Genomic DNA, 19868 nt, shown 5'->3' with positions numbered 1-19868 from the left:
CGTCAGCTGAACGCGATCAGGCTCAGACCGGTCACGATCACCCCGGCCGCCAACAGGCGGGCGCGCAGGCGGCCCTCGGCCAGCAGGGTGCCGCCGAGCAGCACCACCAACAGCACGCTGGCCTCGCGGACCGGGGAGACCAGGGCGGCCGGGGCCAGCCGCAGGGCGAACAGGAAGAGCAGGTAGGGCAGCGGCATCAGGGTGGTCGCCCCCAGGACGAGCAGCCGGCACTCCCGCCAGAGCCTCCGCACGGCCTCCCGGCGGCGGAGGGCGGAGGGGCCGAGCAGGGCCGCCCGGCCGAGGTCGTCGATCCAGTTGAGCAGGAGCGGGGAGACGGCGAGCGGTCCGACGGTGTGTTGGTCCCAGAGGGTGTAGGCGGCGATGGTCAGGCCGGACAGCCCCGCGTAGCCCAGCGCCCGGCCGTAGCCGACCGCGGGCGGTCCGCCGTCGGAGGGGCGGGCGGACAGGCCGAGCGCGACCACGCCGCCGACCACCGCGAGGGCACCGAACAGGCCGGTGCTGGAAGGTACTTCGCCGAGGAAGAGGGCGCCGCCGACGATCGCCAGGATCGGTCCGGTGCCGCGGGCGATCGGGTAGACCAGGGAGAGGTCGCCCAGTCGGTAGCCGTACTGGATCACCAGGAAGTACCCGAGGTTGATCACGACGCTGCCCGCCACGAAGGCGAGTTGAACGGGCGTCAGCCGCCAGCCGCCGTCCCCGCCCGTCAGCAGGAGCACGACCGGCGCGTACGCCACGAACGACCCCAGCGAGGCCAGCCAGACGAAGGCCACCGCGTCGTACTCGGCCAGCCGCTTGCTGACCAGGCTCCAGAGCGCGTGCAGCACGGCTGCGCCGGAGGCCAGGGTGAGGGCGGTGGCTGTGGAGTTCATCTGAGGCGTCCCCCGGAATCGTCTCGGTTGGGTGGGATCTTCACCCTCCCAGGAAGATCACGGCAGTTGGGACGCCGTCCGCCTCGTCCGTCGAACGGACGTCACTGTTCATCCTGTGTCCACCTGATCCTGGGGTGGAGGCTCGGCTATCGTCGGAGAGAGCACCACCCGCCCCACCCGGAGGAGGCAGGGCATGACCGCGGTCTCGGACCGCCCGCAGCTGCTCCCCGAGGAGTTCGAGGAGGTGGCCCGCGTGGTCGCCCGGGCGGCGGAGGGCGTGCGGCTGGAGCTGCTCGACGGAAAGCTGAGGGCCAAGCCGGCGCCTGACGGGGACCACGGCCGCATCATCCAGTGGCTCATGCGGATCTGCCTGCAGAGCAGGCCGGAGCTCCGGCTGCACGACCAAGGCCTGAAGGTCCAGGGCCATCGGGCAGGCCGTGCCAGGCCCGACGGCGCGCTCGCCGCAGCGGACGCGTTCGCCGGATCGTGCTGGACACCGAGCCGCTGAAGAGCTGGGTGCGCTGAGGGTCCGTCAGCCGCCGTCGCCGTAGGTGAGGTTGGAGCAGAGGTCGGCGTCGGCGGTGCGGGTGTTGTCGGTGATGCCGGAGGGGATGCCGGTCGGGGTGGCCGAGGGGGATCCGGAGGCGGTGGCCGACGGGGCGGCGGTGGAGGGGTCGGGGGCCTCGTCGCGGCCGAGGGTGAGGGTGAGGGTGGTGAGCGAGGGGTCGGGGCGGAGTTCGGCGTCGGGGTAGAGGGCGGCGAGCCGTTCGGCCTCGGCGAGGCTGACCGGGGTGGCGGGGTAGCCGATGACGGTGGTGCGCCGCGAGGTGGTGGGGGTGGGGCCGGTGGTGAGGGCGGTCCAGCCGGCGGCCTTGAGTTCGGCTTCGGCCTTGGTGGCGGCCTCGGGGGAGCGGCTGGCGTTGATGATCGTCAGCGGGGTGGCGACGGCCGAGGCGGAGGGGGAGGCAGAGGCCGAGGGCGAGGCGGTGGGGGTGGCGCCGGTTCCGGTGGAGTGGCCGTCGAGGGTGTGGTCCTGGCGGAGCAGGTCGAAGAGCCGCCCGGTGTCGGGCTGGACCAGGGCGACCCGGTCGCCCTTGTACTCCCAGGGGACGGTGACGAACTCTATGTCGGAGAGCTTGATGTCCCGCAGCGACTGCGCGAAGTCGACCAGCTTCATCGGGGTGCCGAGGCCGGGGTCGACGGTGAGGGAGCGGCTGGCGGCGTCGGCCAGCGGGAGCAGGGTGGTGAGGTTGAAGCCCTGCTCCTGCACCTTCTTGATGAGGGAGGAGAGGAAGGCCTGCTGCCGCTTGATGCGGCCGATGTCGGAGCCGTCGCCGAAGCCGTGCCGGGCCCGGACGTAGTCGAGGGCGAGCTGGCCGGAGACGGTCTGACGGCCCTTGGCCAGCTTTATCCCGTAGGAGTTGACCGCGTTGGGGACGCAGACGTCGACCCCGTTCACGGCCTGGGTCATCGCGGCGAAGCCCTTGAAGTCCACCACGATGGTGTGGTCGACCCGCAGGCCGGTGAGCGCCTCGACGGTGTTCTGGCTGCAGGCGGGGTTGCCCTTCTCCGAACCGCCCACGGTGAAGGCCGAGTTGAACATCTGGTTGGTGCGCTTGGTGGTCCACCTGCCGTCCGGGAGCAGGCACGGCGGGACGGTGACCAGGGTGTCGCGCGGTATCGAGACCGCGACGGCGTGGCGGCGGTCGCCGTAGACGTGCAGCAGCATCGCGGTGTCGGAGTGGCCGACGCCCTCGTCGCCGCCGCCGAGGTCGCTGTTGCCGTCGTTGCGGGTGTCGGAGCCGAGCAGCAGGACGTTGACCGGGACGCCGCCGCCGACCTCGGCGGGGGTGGCCACCGGGGGCCGGCTGGTGGCGATGCCGGCCGCGTCGAAGGTGGAGATGTTGTCGTCCAGGCGGTGGTAGAACCACGCGCCGGTGCCGACCACTCCGAGCACCATGACGGCGGCGGTGACTCCGGCGACCCGGGCCAGTCGGGCCCGGCGGGAGCGGGGCGCCCGGGGTGCGAGGCGCGCGCGGGCAGAGGAGGGCCGGGTCTGGGCGTCGGTCATGGTGGGTCAGGAGCTCTCTGCTGCGGCCGCTCGGCGGGTGAACCGTCGGGATGGTCGGTGTTCTCTCACCGGATAGACGGTCTGGCGAGGCGGTCGGTTACACGGAGAGCGCAATCTAACAAGGATGATTCGTGCAGGAGCAATCGCCCCCCCTGGTGGGGAGGGGCGTCCGCGCAGGTCAGGCCCGTCCCCCGGTCGGGACGGGGGCGGGGCGGAGGCGGAACCGGGAACCGTTCGCTCGGAACCGGGCCGACCTGGTCAGGTCCGGTCAAGTCCGGTCGGCCCGGCCTGGCCCGGGGCGGCCCCGGCTCGGGTCAGCTCGGGTTGACGTCGGCGTGCGCCAGCATCCGCCGGAGCAGGTCGCGCAGCTGGGTGCGCTCCTCCTCGTCCAGGGCGGCCAGCGGCTCCCGGGCGAAGTTGAGGGATTCGCGCAGCTCCTCGGTGGCGGCGTCGCCGGACTCGGTGGCGGCGACCAGCTTGACCCTGCGGTCCTGCGGGTCGGCCTCGCGGGTGACGAAGCCGCGGCCCTCCAGGCGGTCCACGATGCCGGTGATGTTGGACGGCTCGCAGCTGAGGGTCTGGGCGATGTGGCGCATCGGCATCGGCCCGCGCCGCAGCAGCGCGAGCACCTTGGCCTGGGCGCCGGTGAGCGATCGGGCGGCGGCGGCCTCCTCGTACTCGCGGTGGAAGACCGCGACCAGCCCGGCCATGAGGTCCACGACCTCGCGGGTGATCGCGTCGGCGGGCGGCGGAGTGCCGTGAGTGGGCTCGGTCATGCCCATGAGTCTACCTGAACATTTGACAACATGAACCTTTCATGCCCACGATTGCTTTACCTACTCAACCTTTCAGTCTCCGAGGAGCAGCAGCATGGCAGAGCAGGCCGCGTCCACCACCGTGCCCACCACCGCGCCCGCCACCGGCAGGGAATGGCACCTGGCGTCCCGTCCGGACGGCTGGCCGGCGCCCTCCGACTTCGCGCTGGTCGAGGCGCCGGTCCGGCAGCCCGGCGAGGGCGAGATCCTGGTCCGCAACGCCTACCTCTCGGTCGACCCGTACATGCGCGGCCGGATGAACGACGTGAAGTCCTACGTCCCGCCGTTCCAGCTCGGCCGGGCCATGGACGGCGGTGCGGTCGGCCACGTGGTCGCCTCCAACGCCGAGGGCTTCGAGGTGGGCGACGCGGTGCTGCACGGGCTGGGCTGGCGCGAGTACGCGACCCTCGACGCCCGGCACGCGGTGAAGGTGGACCCGGAGCTCGCCCCGCTCTCCTACTACCTGGGCGTGCTCGGCATGCCGGGCATGACCGCGTACGCGGGCCTGCTGGAGGTGGCCTCGTTCAAGCCGGGCGACACCGTCTTCGTCTCCGGCGCGGCCGGCGCGGTCGGCTCGTTGGTCGGTCAGATCGCCAAGCTGAAGGGCGCCGAGCGGGTCGTCGGCTCGGCCGGTTCGGCCGCCAAGGTGGCCACCCTGCTGGACGGCTACGGCTTCGACGCCGCCTTCAACTACAAGGACGCCCCGGTCCGCGAGCAGCTGGCCGCGGCCGCCCCGGACGGCATCGACGTGTACTTCGACAACGTCGGCGGCGACCACCTGGAGGCCGCGATCGGCGCGCTCAACCTGCACGGCCGGGTCACCCTGTGCGGCGCCATCGCCCAGTACAACGACACCTCGGCCCCGGCCGGGCCGCGCAACCTGGCGCTGGCGATCGGCAAGCGGCTGCGGCTGCAGGGCATGCTGGTGCGCGACCACGACTCGCTCCAGCCCCGCTTCCTGGCCGAGGTCGGCGGCTGGCTCAAGGACGGTGCGCTGAAGTACGACGAGACCGTGGTGGACGGCGTGGAGAACACCACCGAGGCCTTCCTCGGCCTGCTGCGCGGCGACAACACCGGCAAGATGGTCGTCCGCCTGGAGCACTGACGCGACTCAAGCGCCGACAGAGGCACGGCAGTTGAGGACCGCCCCCGACCCGCACCAGGGTCGGGGGCGGTTCGGCTACGGGCGCGTCCGGCTCGGCGCACCACCGCCGATCCGACGGGCCGTCAACTGTGGCGGCGTCAGCGGCGCTACGGTGGAGGCTTCTTGGATGGGGCCGTTCGGGGGAGAGATCGGGGCCGAGGGTAGACCTCGGTGCGGATCGGGCTAGCATTGGGTTGAAAGCTGTCCGTTTTGCTCAACTTAATTACCTATATGTCGAATAAGTTGCGCACGGCGGGGGCAGTACGACCGAGACAGTTACGCATCAGACCAGAGCAGCGCAGACCGGCGACGGGCACGAGGTAGCTGGGGAAGGCGACCCTCGTCCACAGCCTGGAGGTCCCGGTGACGACACGTGGAGTCCTGTACGTCCACTCCGCGCCCCGCGCGCTGTGCCCGCACGTCGAATGGGCGGTGTCGGGCGTGCTCGGAGTGCGGATCAGCCTCGACTGGATCCGCCAGCCCGCCGCGCCCGGCCACTGGCGGGCCGAGCTCTCCTGGCAGGGGGAGCCCGGCGTCGCCTCGAAGCTGGCGTCCGCCCTGCGCGGTTGGCAGTTGCTCCGCTACGAGGTCACCAGCGAGCCCTGCTCCACCGCCGAGGGCGAGCGCTACAGCTCCACCCCGGCACTCGGCATCTTCCACGCCGTGACCGGCATCCACGGCGACATCCTGATCCCGGAGGACCGGCTGCGCGCCGTGCTGCTGCGGGCCAAGACCGAGGGCACCGACCTGGAGGCCGAGCTCGCCCGCCTGCTCGGCAAGCCCTGGGACGACGAGCTGGAGCCCTTCCGCTACGCCGGCGAGGGCGCCCCGGTCCGCTGGCTCCACCAGGTGGTCTGACGACGGGTCAGTCCCACCACAGGGCCCAGCGCCGCCCGGTGACCGTGCCCTCGCTCTCCTGGTCCACGTCCGGGCAGTAGGCCTGCAGCTCGTGGGCCGCGCGCAGTGCGGCGGTGCGGTCGGCCGGGGGCCGGGCGACCACGAGCTCCAGGGTGGAGCCGGCCGCGTAGTGGACCTCGGCGCCGAACCGCCGGTGCCAGTCGCGGAGCACCGCCGCGTGGGCGTGCGCCGGTATCGACCGGTCGTCGAAGTCCGTGAAGCCGGTCACCAAGGGGTCGAGCAGGATCGGGAGTTCGTGCCCGGCCGCCGCCGGGGCCAGCAGCAGCCAGAGCGGTCGGTCCGGCACCCGGCTGTGCGGCGGCCGCTCCACCGGAGGCCAGGGCAGCTCGATCGGCTCGGCCGCGGCCAGCGCCACGTACGACTCCAGCAGTGCGGTGGCGTCGCCCCGCTCGGCGTACTCCAGGTGCTGCCGGACCCGGTCGGGCGCGGGGTGCCGGCGGAGCAGCCGGGGCCCGCCGCCGCGGAGGAACGGGTACCAGCCGGTCTCCGGGTGCCGGTCCAGGAAGTGCCGCCAGGCCCGGTCGGCGTCCTGGCGCTCCAGCAGCAGCCCGTGCAGCGTCAGCCCGGCGTCCGTCACCACCGACTCGGTCTCCAGCGGGTGCAGCCAGGACGGTACGGCGACGGGCATCTCGATCATTCGTGCACCCTAGAACGCCGAAGGCCCGCCGCACGAAGGGGATTCGTGCGACGGGCCGTCAGGCTCGGGTTCAGACGGTGCGGAAGGCCAGCACCACGTTGTGGCCGCCGAAGCCGAAGGAGTTGTTCAGCGCGGCGATCCGGCCCTCGGGGAGGGTGCGGGGCTCGCCGCGGACGATGTCGGCCTCGATGTCGTCGTCGAGGTTGTCGACGTTGACGGTCGGCGGGGCCAGACGGTGGTGCAGGGCCAGCACGGTGGCGACGGTCTCGATGCCGCCGGCGCCGCCGAGCAGGTGGCCGGTCATCGACTTGGTGGCGGAGATGGCCACGTGGTCGAGGTGCTCGCCGAGCTCCTTGCGGAGCGCCTTGATCTCGGCGGTGTCGCCCTGCGGGGTCGAGGTGGCGTGCGCGTTGACGTGCACGACCTCGGCCTTGTCCAGCTCGTTGTGCTCGAACAGGTCGGCGATGGCACGGGCCACGCCGGCACCGGTCGGCTCGGGCTGGGCGATGTGGTGGGCGTCCGAGGACAGGCCCTGGCCGACGGCCTCGCAGTAGACCCGGGCGCCGCGGCGGGCCGCGTGCTCGGCCGACTCCAGCACGACCACGCCGGCGCCCTCGCCGAGCACGAAGCCGTCCCGGCCCTTGTCGTACGGGCGGGAGGCGTGCTGCGGGGCGTCGTTGTTCTTGGACATCGCCATCATGTTGGAGAAGGCGACGATCGGCAGCGGGTGGATCGCCGCCTCGGTGCCGCCGGCCACCACGACGTCGGCGCGGCCGGAGCGGATCATCTCGATCGCGTAGCCGATCGCCTCGGCGCCGGAGGCGCAGGCGGAGACGGGGGTGTGCACGCCGGCCCGGGCGCCGACCTCCAGGCCGACGTTGGCGGCCGGGGAGTTGGGCATCAGCATCGGCACGGTGTGCGGGGAGACCTTGCGGACGCCCTGCTCCTTGAGCACGTCGTACTGGTCGAGCAGGGTGGTGACGCCGCCGATGCCGGAGGCGATCACCGCGCCCAGGCGCTCGGGAGCGAGCTCCGAGCCCTCGGCGGTGGCGGAGGCGGTGAAGCCGGCGTCGGCCCAGGCCTCGCGGGCCGCGATCAGCGCGAACTGCGCCGAGCGGTCCAGCTTGCGGGCCAGCGGCCGGGGGAGGATCTCGCCCGGCTCGATCGCGGTGCGAGCGGCGATCCGGACCGGCAGCTCGGCGGCCCACTCCTCGGTCAGCGCGGCCACGCCGGAGCGGCCGGAGGTGAGGCCCTCCCAGAACGAGGCGGCGTCGCCGCCCAGCGGCGTGAAGGCGCCGATACCCGTGACGACCACGGTGCGGTTTTCAGCGGTCACTGGTTCTTCTTCTCTCACGTGTGGCAGGTGGCGGCGTTGCCGGGGGGTGGGGTGACCGGGCGGCCGGGGAGGGGACCCCGGCCGCCCGGGCGGTCAGCTGGCGCTGACGGAAGATCAGGCGGCGTTGGCGAGGATGTAGTCCACCGCGTCGCCGACGGTCTTCAGGTTCTTGACCTCGTCGTCCGGGATCTTGACGTCGAAGCGCTCCTCGGCGGCCACGACGACCTCGACCATGGAGAGCGAGTCGACGTCCAGGTCGTCGGTGAAGCTCTTGTCGAGCTCGACGTCCTCGGCCGGGATGCCCGCGATCTCGTTGACGATCTCGGCGAGACCGGACAGAACCTCGTCCTTGGTAGCCATTCTGGCTGCTCCTCTTCGGTGTTGAACACGACCGCCCGGCGGGCCGTCGCACGATTTCTGATGGCGGGTCGGAAGACCGCGCCTAGGGGAGGGTAACGACTGCGGCGGCGTACACGAGACCGGCCCCGAAGCCGATGATCAGGGCGAGGTCGCCGCTGCGGGCCTCCCCGCTCTCCAGCATCCGCTCCATCGCCAGCGGGATGGAGGCCGCCGAGGTGTTGCCGGTCTCCGCGATGTCGCGGGCCACCGGGACGCCCTCGGGGAGCTTCAGGGCCTTGATCATCGCGTCGGTGATCCGCATGTTGGCCTGGTGCGGGATGAACGCGCCGAGCTGGTCGGCGGTGACCCCGGCGGCGTCCAGCGCCTGCTGGGCCACCTTGGCCATCTCCCAGACGGCCCAGCGGAAGACGGTCTGGCCCTCCATCCGCAGGGCCGGCCACTTGACCTCCTCGCCGGCGCCGTTGACGGCGTCCTCCTTGGCGAAGGCGGTGTCCCAGGCCTGGGTCTGCGAGATGACGTCCTTCTGCGAGCCGTCCGAGCCCCAGATCACCTTGCCGATGCCGGGGGTGTCGGACGGGCCGACGATCGCGGCGCCGGCGCCGTCGCCGAAGATGAAGGCGGTCGAGCGGTCCGAGGTGTCGGTGAGGTCGCTGAGCCGCTCCACGCCGATCACCAGCACGTACTCGGCGCTGCCGCCGCGCACCATGCCGTCGGCCAGGCTCAGGCCGTAGCCGAAGCCGGCGCAGGCGGCCGAGATGTCGAAGGCCGGGGCGGTGCCGCAGCCGAGCCGCTCGGCGATCTCGGTGGCGATGGCCGGGGTCTGCTTGAGGTGCGAGACGGTGGCCACGATCACGCCGCCGATCTGCTCCGGGGCGATCCCGGCCTGGGCGATCGCCTTGCCGGCCGCCTGCACCGACATCTCGGCGACGGTCTCCTCCGGGCCGGCCCAGCGGCGCTCGGTGATGCCGCTGCGGCTGCGGATCCACTCGTCCGAGGACTCGATCCAGTTGAGCACCTCGGCGTTCGGGATGACCCGGACGGGGCGGTAGCCGCCGACGCCGTGGATGCGGGAGTGCGCCGCACCGGTGGCGGGGCGGATCTGAGGGGTCGTCATGCGTCCAGCTCCTGCCCGCCGTGTTCCTCGACCAGCGCGCGCGCCTTGTCGAGGTCGGCCGGAGTCTTGAGGGCAAGCGTCGCGACACCCTTGACGTTGCGCTTGACCAGGTTGGTGAGGGTGCCGGCCGGGGAGAGCTCGATGACGGCGGTGGCACCGAGCTGCTGCAGGGTCTCCATGCAGAGGTCCCAGCGGACCGGGTTGGACACCTGCGAGACCAGCCGGGCGAGCACCTCGGTGCCGTCCTGCACGACCTCGCCGTCCTTGTTGGACAGGTACGCGACCGCCGGGTCGGCGGTGGTCAGGGTGGGGGCCAGCTTGGCGAGCCGCTCCACGCCCGGGGCCATGTGCTCGGTGTGGAAGGCACCGGCCACCTTCAGCGGGATCACCCGCGAACCGGCCGGCGGGTCGGCCTTGAGGGCCTCCAGCTGGGCCAGCGTGCCGGCGGCGACCAGCTGGCCGCCGCCGTTGTTGTTGGCCGCGGTCAGGCCGTGCTCGGCCAGCTTCGCGGCGACCACCTCGGCGTCGCCGCCGAGCAGCGCGGTCATGCCGGTCGGGGTCGCGGCGGCGGCCTCGGCCATCGCCAGGCTGCGCTCGCGGACGAAGACCAGCGCCTCGTCGGCGCTCAGCACCCCGGCCAGCGCGGCCGCGGTGATCTCGCCGACGCTGTGTCCGGCCACGGCCGCGTACGGGCCGCCCGTGACGGCGCCGAACAGCTCGGTGGCGGTGAGCAGGCCCGCGGCCACCAGCAGCGGCTGGGCCACGGCGGTGTCCTTGATCTCCTCCTCGGAGCCCTCGGTCCCGTAGCGGACCAGGTCGAGCCCGGCCACGTCGGACCAGGCCCGCAACCGGTCGGCGGCGCCGTCCAGTTCGAGCCAGGGGGTGAGGAATCCGGGGGTCTGGGCACCCTGCCCAGGGGCGACGATTACGAGCACGGTTCAACCCTCTCTCGCCAGGCACCCGGGGACGGGTAGGCGACGGTAACGAATAAAAGGACGCCGGATTGTGGGGTCCCTACAGCGGCGTCAATCCTGTTCGGCTGCCGAGCCGAGTCGGCCCAGGGCAAGCGCGATCCGCAGGGTGAAGGCCGATCGCACGTCCGAGGGAGCATAGCCGGTGACGTCGGTCACACGACGGAGCCGGTAGCGCACGGTGTTCGGGTGGACGAAGAGCATCCGGGCGGCGCCCTCCAGCGAGGAGGCCTGCTCCAGGTAGACGCTCAGCGTCTCCAGCAGTGCCGAGCCCGCCTCGTCGAGCGGTGTGTAGATCTCCTCCACCAGTTGGCGCCGGGCCGCCTGGTCCCCCGCGAGCGCGCGCTCGGGCAGCAGGTCGTCGGCCAGCACCGGGCGCGGAGCGTCCGGCCAGGCCGCGCAGGCCTTCAGGCCGGCCGCGGCGGCGTGCGCGGAGCGGGTCGCCGAGAGCAGGTCGCCGACGGTCGGGCCGACCACCACCGGGCCGGGGGCGAACTGGCCGATCAGCGCCCGGGCGGCGTGCACCGGCTCCTTGTCGCCGCCGACCACCACCACCAGCCGCTTGCCCAACACACCCGTCAGCACCTGGAGTTTGGCGTACCTGGCGGCCCGTCGGATCGCCTCCACCACCAACTCGCTGTCCCCGTCCGGGGCGGAGCCCATCACCACCCGCACCTGGCTCGGCTGGCCCCAGCCGAGCGCCGCCGCCCGGGACAGCACGCCCTCGTCGGCGTCGCCGGAGAGCAGCGAGTTCACCACCAGGGCCTCCAGCCGGGCGTCCCAGGCGCCGCGCGCCTCGGCCGCCTGGGCGTACACCTGGGCGGTGGCGAAGGCGATCTCGCGGGCGTAGACCAGCACCGACTCGCGCATCCCGGCCTCGTCGCCCGGGGCGGCCACCTCCTCGATCGCCTCCTCCATCACCTCGATGGTGGTGCGGATCAGCTCCACGGTCTGACGGAGCGTGATGGCCCTGGTCAGCTCGCGCGGGGCGGTGCCGAACACGTCGGTGGAGATCGCCTGCGGGGCGTCCGGGTGCCGGTACCACTCGGTGAAGGCGGCGATGCCGGCCTGGGCCACCAGGCCGATCCAGGACCGGTGCTCCGGCGGCATCCGCCGGTACCAGCCGAGTTGGTCGTCCATCCGCGCGATGGCGGCGGTGGCCAGCTTGCCGGAGGACTTCTCCAGCCGCTTGAGGGTGGCGGCCCGCAGCTCGGCCCGCTCGGTGGCGAGCCTGCGCTCCTGAGCGGTCAGCCGCCCGCCCCGGCGCGGTCTCGGCTGCTCGGGCTGCTCGGTCGTGGGGGCTGACTTCTTGTCGGAATTCGCTGAAGCGGATGGCACAGGGACAAGACTGCCTCACCTTCGGGGCGGCTCGTACCCGCCCCCGCCGGATCGACGCGGTGGCCCCGGTCACACCGGCTACCGTGGGCCGGGTGACCGACGCAGCCTCCTCCCGCCCCCGGGCCGACCACCGCCGCGCCGCCGAGCGCTACGCCTCCGCGCCCGAGCCGGGGATCTCCACCCTCCACGCCTTCTCCTTCTCCGGGCACTACGACCCGAAGAACACCTCCTTCGGCGCACTGCTCGCCGTCAACGAGGAGTCGATCGCGCCCGGCGCGGGCTACGCCGAGCACAAGCACCGCGACACCGAGATCGTCACCTGGGTCCTGGACGGCGCCCTCGCCCATCGCGACGGCCACGGTCACGCGGGCGTGGTCCGGCCGGGAATGGTCCAGGTGCAGAGCGCGGGCTCCGGCATCACCCACACCGAACGCAACGTCGGCGGCGCCGACGGGCCGGTCCGCTTCGTCCAGATGTGGCTCCAGCCCGACACCTTCGACGCCGCCCCCGCCTACGGCCTCGCCCGGGTGACCCCGTCCGGCGCAGGGTTGACGTTGCTCGCCTCCGGCCTCGCGCGCGACGCCGCCACGGACGCCCCGCGCCTGCTCCGCTCCGACGCCGCGCTGTGGCTGGTGACCGCCGGGCCGTGGGAGCCGCTCCCCGAACTCCCCGAAGCCCCCTACCGCTACGCCCACCTGACGAAGGGTTCCCTCGGCTACCGCACCGTCCCCGGCCCCCAGGGCGGCGGCCGCACCATGGCCCCCGGCGACAGCGTCCGCGCCACCGGCACCGCCTTCGCCGACCCCACGGCGGGGGAGGAAGGCGCGGAGCTGCTGCTCTGGGAGATGCACTCCCCGGTCCGCTACGGCTGAGCCGAGGGGCCCCGGACGCTCCCCCGATCGGGGGAGGTCGTCCACGGACGGCCCGGAGATACTGGCGTCCATGATCAGGGGAATCAGGCCGCTGCTGCGCGGCTCCACGTACACGGGTGCTCTGCTGGCGGCCTTCACGGCCGGGTTCAGCGTGCTGCCGTTGATGTTCGCGTTGGTACCGGGGCTGGCCTGGAAGTCGGCGCCGGCGGCCGTGCTCTGGGGGATGACCCTGGTGCTGTGGGCGGCGCTGGTCGCCGTCGGCGGCCTGCTGCCGGGGGTGCGGCGGGTGCTGGCCTCGCTGGCCCGGCGGGTGCTGGGGGCGGCAGTGCCGGTGCCGGTCAAGTCGGCTGCCGGGGGCGGTCGTTGGCGTACTCCGCTGTGGCTGCTGCTGCTCGTGGCGCTGGGCTGGGTGGTGGCCCTGCTCGGTGGGCTGCTGCTGCTCATGGGGGTCGCGCTGCCCGGGGCCTGGCTCGGTGGTGAGGCCGAGATCGACCTCTACGGCTGGGCGCCGCCGGTGAACGGCTGGTGGACCTGGCCGGCCGGGGTGCTCTGCCTGCTGCTGACGGCCGCGCTCTGCGCGGTGGTGACGGGTGCTCTGCGGTGGTCCGCGCCACGGCTGTTGGGCCCCTCGGCGGCGGAGCGGCTGGTGGCCTCGACCGAGCGGGAGCGGGCGCTGGCCGAACGGAACCGGCTGGCGACGGAGCTGCACGACTCGATCGGGCACACGCTGACCGCGGCCACCATCCAGGCGGCGGTGGCGGGTGAGGTGCTGGAGGCCGACCCGACGGCGGCGCGGGCCGCGCTGCGCTCCATCGAGGAGTCGGCCCGGGCGGCGCTGGAGGACCTGGACCACGTGCTCGGGGTGCTGCGCGAGGAGGAGGCGGGCACCACGCCGACGCGGACGCTGGCCGACCTGCCGGAGCTGCTGGAGCGGTTGCGGCACGCGGGCGTGCAGGTGGCGCCGGAGCTGTCCGGCGACTTCGGGCAGCTGCCGGGCGCGCTCTCCCGGGCGGCCTACCGGATCGTCCAGGAGGGACTGACCAACGCACTGCGGCACGGCGCGGGCGGTCCGGTCGAGCTCCGGGTGGTGGCCGGGGCGGAGGGGCTGGAGCTGACGGTGGTGAACGCGACCGGCACCGGCCCGGCCTCCTTCCCGCCGTACGGGCGCGGCCTGCGGGGCCTGGCCGAGCGGGTGGCGCTGCTGCACGGCGGGCTGACGGCCGGCCCGGACGGGGCGCGGGTCTGGCGGCTGACGGTCAGTCTGCCCGCGCGGGTGCCGGCGTGAGCGAGCCGGTCTCGCTGCTGATCGCGGACGACGACGCGGTCACCCGGAGCGGGCTGCGCACCCTGCTCTCCGCGCAGCCCGGCCTCACCGTGGCCGGCGAGGCGGCGGACGGGGTCGAGGCGGTCGAACGGGCCCGGGAGCTGCGGCCGGACGTGGTCCTGATGGACGTCCGGATGCCGCGCCGCAACGGCATCGAGGCGACCGGGGAGCTGCTCGCCGAACCGGCCCCGCCGAAGGTCGTGGTGATCACCACCTTCGAGAACGACGGCTACGTGACGGCCGCGCTCAGCGCCGGGGCCAGTGGTTTCGTGCTCAAGCGGCGCCCGGTCCGGGAGATCGCCGAGGCGGTCCGGGTGGCGGCGGCGGGGGAGGCGATCCTCTTCCCCGCCGCCCTGCGGCGGATGGTCGCGCCCCGCCCGCTCTCCTCCGCCGAGGCGCTGCCCCGGGCCGCCCTGACGCTCCGTGAGGAGGAGGTGCTCCGGGAGATGGCCACCGGCCTGTCCAACCCGGAGATCGCCGAGGCCCTCCGGGTCAGCCAGGAGACGGTGAAGACCCACGTCGGCAACGTGCTCACCAAACTCGGCGCCCAGAACCGCACCCACGCGGTGGTGATCGCCTACGAGTCCGGCCTGGTCGTCCCTGGCCTGCCGGGGTGACGTGCCGTCAGCAGGCCTTCCGAGCGGCCTTGTCGAAGTCCTCCCGGGACAGCACGCCCTTGTCGGTCAGCACCTGCCCGGGTTGCAGGGCGGCGAGCCGGGCCGCGTCGAAGGTGAGCGTGGCGTTGTAGTCGTAGGACTTGTCCGGATCGCTGAAGCCGAGCCGGTAGACCCGGCCGGGATCCAGTGACTGCGGGCCACTGGTGGCGACGGCCCAGTCGGCGGGCGGGGCGAACAGCGGGAAGTCCGCGGCCTTCGGCCGGGCGACGGTGGACTTCCACACCGTCCACCTGTCGTCCGGCCAGTAGTGCTCGGTCGCGACCGCGGCCGGCTCCATGGCGAACAGCTGCGGGTACCGGATCCGGCCGTGGTCGTCGCAGCTGCGCAGCAGGGCCTGCGGGGCACCCTGGGCGTCCAGTTGCACTCCGACGAGCGGCAGGTCTCCCGGGGTGCAGCCGGTCAGGAGAGCCAGGCCGCAGGCGGCGAGCAGCGCCGCCCGGGCCCGTCTCACGCGGCCTCGGCCAGCACCGCGTCGGAGAGCTGCGGCCAGACCTCCGCCGCCCAGGGGCCGAAGTCCCGGTCGGTGAGGGCGAGGCAGGCCAGGCCGGCCGTCGGGTCGACCCAGAGGAAGGTGCCGGACTGGCCGAAGTGGCCGAAGGTGGCGGGGGAGTTGGCGGTGCCGGTCCAGTGCGGGGACTTGTCGGAGCGGATTTCGAAGCCGAGGCCCCAGTCGTTGGGGCGGCGGTGGCCGAAGCCGGGGAGGACGCCGCTCAGGCCGGGGAAGGCGACCTCGCGGGTGGCGGCGGCCACGGTGGAGGGGTCGAGCAGGCGGGGGGCCTGGAGCTCGGCGGCGAACAGGGCCAGGTCGGCGGCGGTGGAGAGGCCGCCGGCCCCGGCGGGGGCGCGGTGGGCGGTGTTAATCAGGGTGGAGGTCATGCCGAGCGGGGCGAAGACGGCCTCGGCGGCGTAGTCGGCGAAGGCGATGCCGGAGGCCTTGGCCAGGGTGTCGGCGAGGACGTCGAAGCCCGCGTTGGAGTAGAGGCGGCGGTCCCCGGGCGGGGCCATCACGCGGTGCTCGTCGAAGGCCAGCCCGGAGGTGTGGGCCAGCAGGTGACGGACGGTGGAGCCCTCGGGCCCGGCCGGGTCGTCCAGCTCGAAGACGCCCTCCTCGACCGCGACCAGCGCCGCGTAGGAGGTCAGCAGCTTGGTGACGGAGGCCAGCGGGAAGAGGTGCTGCTGCGGCCCGGCCGCGCCGAGCACCGTCCCGTCGGCCCGTACCACCGCGGCCGCCGCGTTCGGCACCGGCCAGTCCTCGATCATCCGCAAGCTCTCCATGCCCCGAACTCTAACGACTCGCCGTGGCGGGCCGGGGCGCGGTGCTTGCCTAGAGTGCACTCCAAGTCAGTAGCTTCGTGAGCGTCACTTCCACAGGGGGCACCGCGTGACGACGATCCAGACAGTCCTGAAGCGCTGCGAGGCCCGCGGGCAGCAGACCACCGAGGCGGATCCGACGCCCCGGCACGGCATCGGCGAGGTCGCCGAGGCCACCGGCCTGACCGCGCACACGCTGCGCTGGTACGAGCGGATCGGCCTGCTGGACCGGGTCGACCGCTCGCACTCCGGGCAGCGCCGGTACAGCGACCGGGACCTGCGCCGGCTGGAGTTCCTCAACCGGCTGCGGCTGACCGGGATGCCGGTGGCCGACATGCTCCGCTACGTGGAGCTGCTCCGCGCGGGCGACCACACCCTCGGCGACCGCCGGGAGCTGCTGGTGGAGCACCGCGAGGACATCCGGCGCCAACTCAGCGACCTGCACGCCACCTTGGCGGTGCTGGACCACAAGATCGAGCTCTACTCGGGCGCCCTCGACGACGAACAGACCAGGAGCAAGCAGTGCAGCAGCAGCACCTCCTCCCCACCGTCCCCCTCGGTCGCGGCGGCCGGCTGATCGGCGCCCAGGGCCTCGGCTGCATGGGCATGTCCGAGTTCTACGGCCCGACCGACACCGCCGAGGCGCTGGCCACCCTGGACGCCGCGCTGGAGGCGGGCGTCACCCTCTTCGACACCGCCGACATCTACGGCTCCGGCGCCAACGAGGAGCTGATCGGCCCCTTCGTCCGGGCCAACCGCGACCGCGTCGTGCTGGCCACCAAGTTCGCCATCGAGCGCCGCGCCGAGGACCCGCGCTACCGGGCCGTGCGCAACGACCCGGAGTACATCCGCTCCGCCGTCGACGCCTCGCTCAAGCGCCTGGGCGTGGACGAGATCGACCTCTACTACATGCACCGCCGCGACCCCGCCGTGCCGCTGGCCGAGTCGGTCGGCGCCATGGCCGAGCTCGTCCAGGCGGGCAAGGTACGGGAGTTGGGCCTGTCCGAGGTGACCGGGGCGGAGCTGCGCGAGGCGTACGCGGTGCACCCGATCGCCGCGCTGCAGTCCGAGTGGTCGGTCTTCTCCCGCGACGTGGAGCGCACCGCCGTGCCGGCCGCCGCCGAACTGGGCGTCACCTTCGTGCCGTACTCGCCGCTCGGCCGGGGCTTCCTGACCGGCTCCTTCGCGGCCGCCGAGACGCTCAGCGAGGGCGACTACCGGCGCTACCACCCGCAGTTCAGCGGCGCCAACGCGGCGGCCAACGCGGCGCTGGTGGAGCCGATCCGCGCGATCGCCGCCGAGCGCGGCCTGACCCCGGCCCAGGTCGCGCTGGCCTGGGTGCACCAGCGGGCGGCGGTGCACGGCCTGACCGTGGTGCCGATCCCGGGCACCCGCAAGCGCACCCGGCTTGCCGAGAACACCGCGGCCGCCACGGTGGAGCTGACCGGGGCCGAACTCGCCCTGCTGGAGCCGATCTCGGGGCAGGTCACCGGCGACCGCTACGCCGACATGAGCTCCACCTCGGCGGCCCGCGAGTGACCGCACCGCGACGGGGCGGGAGGCTGCCTGACCACTCGTCAGGCGGCCTCCCGCCCCGGCGGCTCACGAAATCCTCAGGTTCGCCCTGGCACCCTCGGCCACGTCGAGGCGGGCGCCTCCCCGGCATCCCCCCTGCCCGGGAAGAGCGCCGCCTCGGCCTCCCGGGCACCCGTCCGGGTGATCGGGGGCGCGTCCTCGGCGGGACCTGGCGGACGCCGTCGAGGTGCGCCCTCCCGACGGACCGGACGGGGCCTCCGGCGGTGCCCGCCCGCGCGCACCACCGCGCGGCGCCACCACCGACCCCGTCGAGGAGACAGACCGTAGGGTGACCGGCATGCGCGTACTGGTGGTCGAGGACGACGAGGACCTGCGGTTCGCGGTGTCCGCCGCGCTGCGCGGCAGCGGCCTCGCCGTCGACGAGGCGGCGGACCTCCCCGAGGCCGACCAGGCGCTCTTCGTCACCGCGTACGACTGCGCGGTGTTCGACCGGATGCTGCCCGCGGGCGACTCGGCGGAGTACGTGCGGCGGATGCGGGAGGACGGCCGGACCACCCCCGTCCTCTTCCTCACCGCCCGCGACACCGTGGCCGACCGGGTCGAGGGCTTCGCGACCGGTGGCGACGACTACCTGGTCAAGCCCTTCGCCGTGCCCGAACTGGTCGCCCGGGTGCGGAACCTGTGCCGCCGCACAGCGGTGCCCCGCCCGCCGGTGGTGCGGATCGGCGGGCTGGAGATCGACACCGCCCGCCGCACGGTGCACCGCGACGGCGTGCTGCTCTCCCTCACCACCAAGGAGTTCGCCGTCCTGGAGACCCTGGCCGCCCGCCCCGCCGAGGCGGTGCGGCGCAGCGAGCTGATCGAGCGCTGCTGGGACGAGCTGACCGAGCCGAACTCCAACGTGGTCGAGGTGCTGGTCTCCCAGCTGCGCCGCAAGCTCGGCGATCCGCCGCTGATCCATACCGTGCGCGGGGTCGGCTACCGGCTGGAGCGGGAGCCGTGAGACGCCGCCGCGCGGCCGCCCCGACCCCGGCCGGCCGGATCCACCGCCTGCGGCGGCGGACGGCGCTGCTCTTCGCCCTGGTCAGCGCACTCGGGCTGGTCGGCATGGCGGTCGTCGCGGTGCGGGCTGCCGACTCCTCCTGGCGGGCCCAGGTCGACGCCGACCTCACCCTGCGGGTCAACGAGGTCTACGCCGACCTGCGCTACGTCGAGGAGGGGACCTTCGCGTACCCCGATCCCCAGGAGGGCGCCTACGACTGCCCGCCGGTGACGCTGTTCACCGGCACCGGCGGCGAGGTGACGCCGCTGGCCGCCGCGCACCGGCCCTGCCTGGCCGTCCCGGCCGAGGCGCTGCGGGCGGTGGCTGCCGAGGCCGGCCGGTCGGGGGAGCAGGTCCACGGCACCGCCACCGCGGCGAACGGCCACCGGCTCCGGCTCTGCGCCCTGCCGTTCGTCGGCCCGGAGGAGGAGAACCTGGACGGCGTGCTGGTCGCCGCCGTCGACGTCTCCGGCCAGCTGGACGACCAGGACCGCCTGGTCCTGCTGCTCGCCGGCGCCTGCGCGGTGCTGGTGACCCTCTCGGCCCTGGCCGGGAGCCGGCTGGCCGGGCGGGCCGTCCGGCCGGCCCTGACGGCGATCGAGCAGCAGGAGGCGTTCTTCGCGGACGCCGCCCACGACCTGCGCACCCCGGTCGCCTCCGTGCGGCTGCTCGCCGAGACCGGTCTGCGGGGCGAGGCCGACGGGACGGAGGTGATGCGCCGGACGCTGCGTCAGGCCACCAGGATGGGCGAGCTGGTCGACGCCCTGCTCGTCCGCGCCCGGCTGACGACCGGAGCCGTCCCCTTGGAGCGGGAGCCGCTGCGGCTCGACCAGCTGGTCGACGCGGTGGTCGCCGACACCCCGGCGGCGGACGGGCACCTGGTCACCGTCCGGTCCGTGCCGGTGGTGGTGCGGGGCGACGCGGGCCTGCTGCGCCGGGCCGTCGCCAATCTGCTGGGCAACGCGCTGCTGCACGGCCACGCGCCGGGCCGCCCGGCCGAGGTCGAGATCACCGTCGGGGCGGACGGCACGGTGGCCGTGGACGACGCGGGGCCCGGCATCCCGCCCGAGCGGGCCCGGTCGCTGTTCGAGCGCTTCCACAGCGGTGCCGGGTCGAGCGGGCTCGGGCTGTCGATCGCCGCCTGGGTCGCGCACGCCCACGGCGGCTCGCTCACCGTGGTGCCCAGCGCCCGGGGCGGCGCCCGCTTCGTCCTGCGCGTGCCGGTGCGCAAGCAGCCGTGACCGAGGGGCCCTGACGGCGCGTCACCGCCCGGCGGTGGCCGTCCTCAGCGAAACCTCAGGTCACCTCGGCCAGGCTTCCGTGACGTACCCGGACCTCGCGACCGATCGGAACGACCCGTGCACCCCACCGTCCGCCCCCCGCACCGCCCCCGGGCGGCGGCCCGCCGCCGCACCGCTGCACGCTCTCCTCCTCCGCGGTCGCCCGAGCGGTCAGGACAATCGGAATGCCGTCTCCCCCTCACCCATCTGACGGCGGATCAGCCGTTCAGGT

General features: G+C 73.7%; 21 protein-coding genes. 10 read left to right on the top strand and 11 right to left on the bottom strand.

Annotated features, from left to right (window positions below; all coding sequences use genetic code 11):
* Positions 1-2 precede the first annotated feature (2 nt).
* Positions 3-890 (bottom strand): EamA family transporter, encoded by an 888-nt coding sequence (locus tag ACWEPF_RS22490; protein WP_452173897.1) that lies wholly within the window; start codon positions 888-890, stop codon positions 3-5.
* Between the two features lie 193 nt (positions 891-1083).
* Between ACWEPF_RS22490 and ACWEPF_RS22485 the strand changes: the two genes are divergently transcribed.
* Positions 1084-1398: a Uma2 family endonuclease gene (locus ACWEPF_RS22485; protein ID WP_452173896.1), complete on the top strand. Its 315-nt coding sequence runs from the start codon at positions 1084-1086 to the stop codon at positions 1396-1398.
* 24 nt (positions 1399-1422) lie between these two features.
* Here ACWEPF_RS22485 and ACWEPF_RS22480 read toward each other — a convergent pair whose 3' ends face one another.
* Together ACWEPF_RS22480 and ACWEPF_RS22475 are read right to left on the bottom strand one after the other, a co-directional pair.
* The gene (locus tag ACWEPF_RS22480) at positions 1423-2961 is read right to left on the bottom strand and encodes an LCP family protein (RefSeq protein ID WP_452173895.1); all 1539 of its coding nucleotides are present in this window, start codon (positions 2959-2961) and stop codon (positions 1423-1425) included.
* Positions 2962-3275: 314 nt separating this feature from the next.
* A complete protein-coding gene (locus ACWEPF_RS22475) occupies positions 3276-3743 on the bottom strand; it encodes a MarR family winged helix-turn-helix transcriptional regulator (protein ID WP_380149985.1) in 468 nt (155 codons plus the stop codon).
* Positions 3744-3831: 88 nt separating this feature from the next.
* On the opposite strand from ACWEPF_RS22475, the gene ACWEPF_RS22470 reads away from it, so the two are divergent.
* Positions 3832-4881, top strand: coding sequence for an NADP-dependent oxidoreductase (locus tag ACWEPF_RS22470; protein WP_452173894.1), 1050 nt, complete (start codon positions 3832-3834; stop codon positions 4879-4881).
* A 402-nt stretch (positions 4882-5283) separates the two neighbouring features.
* Positions 5284-5778, top strand: a complete 495-nt coding sequence (locus ACWEPF_RS22465) for a DUF3145 domain-containing protein (protein ID WP_345287752.1) — start codon at positions 5284-5286, stop codon at positions 5776-5778.
* A gap of 7 nt (positions 5779-5785) precedes the next feature.
* Here ACWEPF_RS22465 and ACWEPF_RS22460 read toward each other — a convergent pair whose 3' ends face one another.
* From ACWEPF_RS22460 to ACWEPF_RS22435, 6 genes are all read right to left on the bottom strand, one after another.
* Positions 5786-6475 carry a DUF4253 domain-containing protein gene (locus ACWEPF_RS22460; RefSeq protein ID WP_452173893.1) on the bottom strand — a complete coding sequence of 230 codons (690 nt, stop codon included), beginning with the start codon at positions 6473-6475 and terminating at the stop codon, positions 5786-5788.
* Positions 6476-6545: 70 nt separating this feature from the next.
* Positions 6546-7811: a beta-ketoacyl-[acyl-carrier-protein] synthase family protein gene (locus ACWEPF_RS22455; protein ID WP_452173892.1), complete on the bottom strand. Its 1266-nt coding sequence runs from the start codon at positions 7809-7811 to the stop codon at positions 6546-6548.
* Between the two features lie 114 nt (positions 7812-7925).
* The gene (locus ACWEPF_RS22450) at positions 7926-8171 is read right to left on the bottom strand and encodes an acyl carrier protein (RefSeq protein WP_345287758.1); all 246 of its coding nucleotides are present in this window, start codon (positions 8169-8171) and stop codon (positions 7926-7928) included.
* 82 nt (positions 8172-8253) lie between these two features.
* Positions 8254-9285, bottom strand: a complete 1032-nt coding sequence (locus tag ACWEPF_RS22445; protein ID WP_345287760.1) for a beta-ketoacyl-ACP synthase III — start codon at positions 9283-9285, stop codon at positions 8254-8256.
* Complete coding sequence (locus tag ACWEPF_RS22440) at positions 9282-10220, bottom strand: ACP S-malonyltransferase (protein WP_345287762.1); 939 nt, start codon at positions 10218-10220, stop codon at positions 9282-9284. The genes ACWEPF_RS22445 and ACWEPF_RS22440 overlap by 4 nt, the downstream gene beginning before the upstream one ends.
* A 90-nt stretch (positions 10221-10310) precedes the next feature.
* On the bottom strand, positions 10311-11507 hold the full coding sequence (locus tag ACWEPF_RS22435; RefSeq protein WP_345287785.1) for a PucR family transcriptional regulator: 1197 nt from the start codon (positions 11505-11507) through the stop codon (positions 10311-10313).
* Positions 11508-11686: 179 nt separating this feature from the next.
* Between ACWEPF_RS22435 and ACWEPF_RS22430 the strand changes: the two genes are divergently transcribed.
* The 3 genes from ACWEPF_RS22430 to ACWEPF_RS22420 all read left to right on the top strand — a co-directional run bounded on the left by ACWEPF_RS22430 (position 11687) and on the right by ACWEPF_RS22420 (position 14407).
* Positions 11687-12466 (top strand): pirin family protein, encoded by a 780-nt coding sequence (locus tag ACWEPF_RS22430; protein WP_452173891.1) that lies wholly within the window; start codon positions 11687-11689, stop codon positions 12464-12466.
* Between the two features lie 70 nt (positions 12467-12536).
* Complete coding sequence (locus ACWEPF_RS22425) at positions 12537-13751, top strand: sensor histidine kinase (protein ID WP_452173890.1); 1215 nt, start codon at positions 12537-12539, stop codon at positions 13749-13751.
* Positions 13748-14407 carry a response regulator transcription factor gene (locus tag ACWEPF_RS22420; RefSeq protein ID WP_452173889.1) on the top strand — a complete coding sequence of 220 codons (660 nt, stop codon included), beginning with the start codon at positions 13748-13750 and terminating at the stop codon, positions 14405-14407. The genes ACWEPF_RS22425 and ACWEPF_RS22420 overlap by 4 nt, the downstream gene beginning before the upstream one ends.
* Before the next feature lie 7 nt (positions 14408-14414).
* Here ACWEPF_RS22420 and ACWEPF_RS22415 read toward each other — a convergent pair whose 3' ends face one another.
* The gene (locus ACWEPF_RS22415) at positions 14415-14918 is read right to left on the bottom strand and encodes a hypothetical protein (protein ID WP_452173888.1); all 504 of its coding nucleotides are present in this window, start codon (positions 14916-14918) and stop codon (positions 14415-14417) included.
* Entirely contained in the window at positions 14915-15742 is an 828-nt protein-coding gene (locus tag ACWEPF_RS22410; RefSeq protein ID WP_345287774.1) for a serine hydrolase domain-containing protein, read from the bottom strand. Before ACWEPF_RS22410 ends, ACWEPF_RS22415 begins: the two co-directional genes overlap by 4 nt.
* A 106-nt stretch (positions 15743-15848) precedes the next feature.
* On the opposite strand from ACWEPF_RS22410, the gene ACWEPF_RS22405 reads away from it, so the two are divergent.
* The 4 genes from ACWEPF_RS22405 to ACWEPF_RS22390 all read left to right on the top strand — a co-directional run bounded on the left by ACWEPF_RS22405 (position 15849) and on the right by ACWEPF_RS22390 (position 19597).
* Positions 15849-16355: a MerR family transcriptional regulator gene (locus ACWEPF_RS22405; RefSeq protein WP_452173887.1), complete on the top strand. Its 507-nt coding sequence runs from the start codon at positions 15849-15851 to the stop codon at positions 16353-16355.
* Complete coding sequence (locus tag ACWEPF_RS22400; protein ID WP_452173886.1) at positions 16301-17317, top strand: aldo/keto reductase; 1017 nt, start codon at positions 16301-16303, stop codon at positions 17315-17317. The genes ACWEPF_RS22405 and ACWEPF_RS22400 overlap by 55 nt, the downstream gene beginning before the upstream one ends.
* A gap of 334 nt (positions 17318-17651) precedes the next feature.
* Entirely contained in the window at positions 17652-18317 is a 666-nt protein-coding gene (locus ACWEPF_RS22395; RefSeq protein ID WP_452173885.1) for a response regulator transcription factor, read from the top strand.
* The gene (locus ACWEPF_RS22390) at positions 18314-19597 is read left to right on the top strand and encodes a sensor histidine kinase (protein WP_452173884.1); all 1284 of its coding nucleotides are present in this window, start codon (positions 18314-18316) and stop codon (positions 19595-19597) included. The genes ACWEPF_RS22395 and ACWEPF_RS22390 overlap by 4 nt, the downstream gene beginning before the upstream one ends.
* Positions 19598-19868: the final 271 nt, after the last annotated feature.

The sequence above is a fragment of the Kitasatospora sp. NPDC004289 genome (assembly GCF_053602875.1).
The sequence above is the reverse complement of the archived record's forward strand: the minus strand, read 5'-3'. Positions and strand labels throughout refer to the sequence as shown.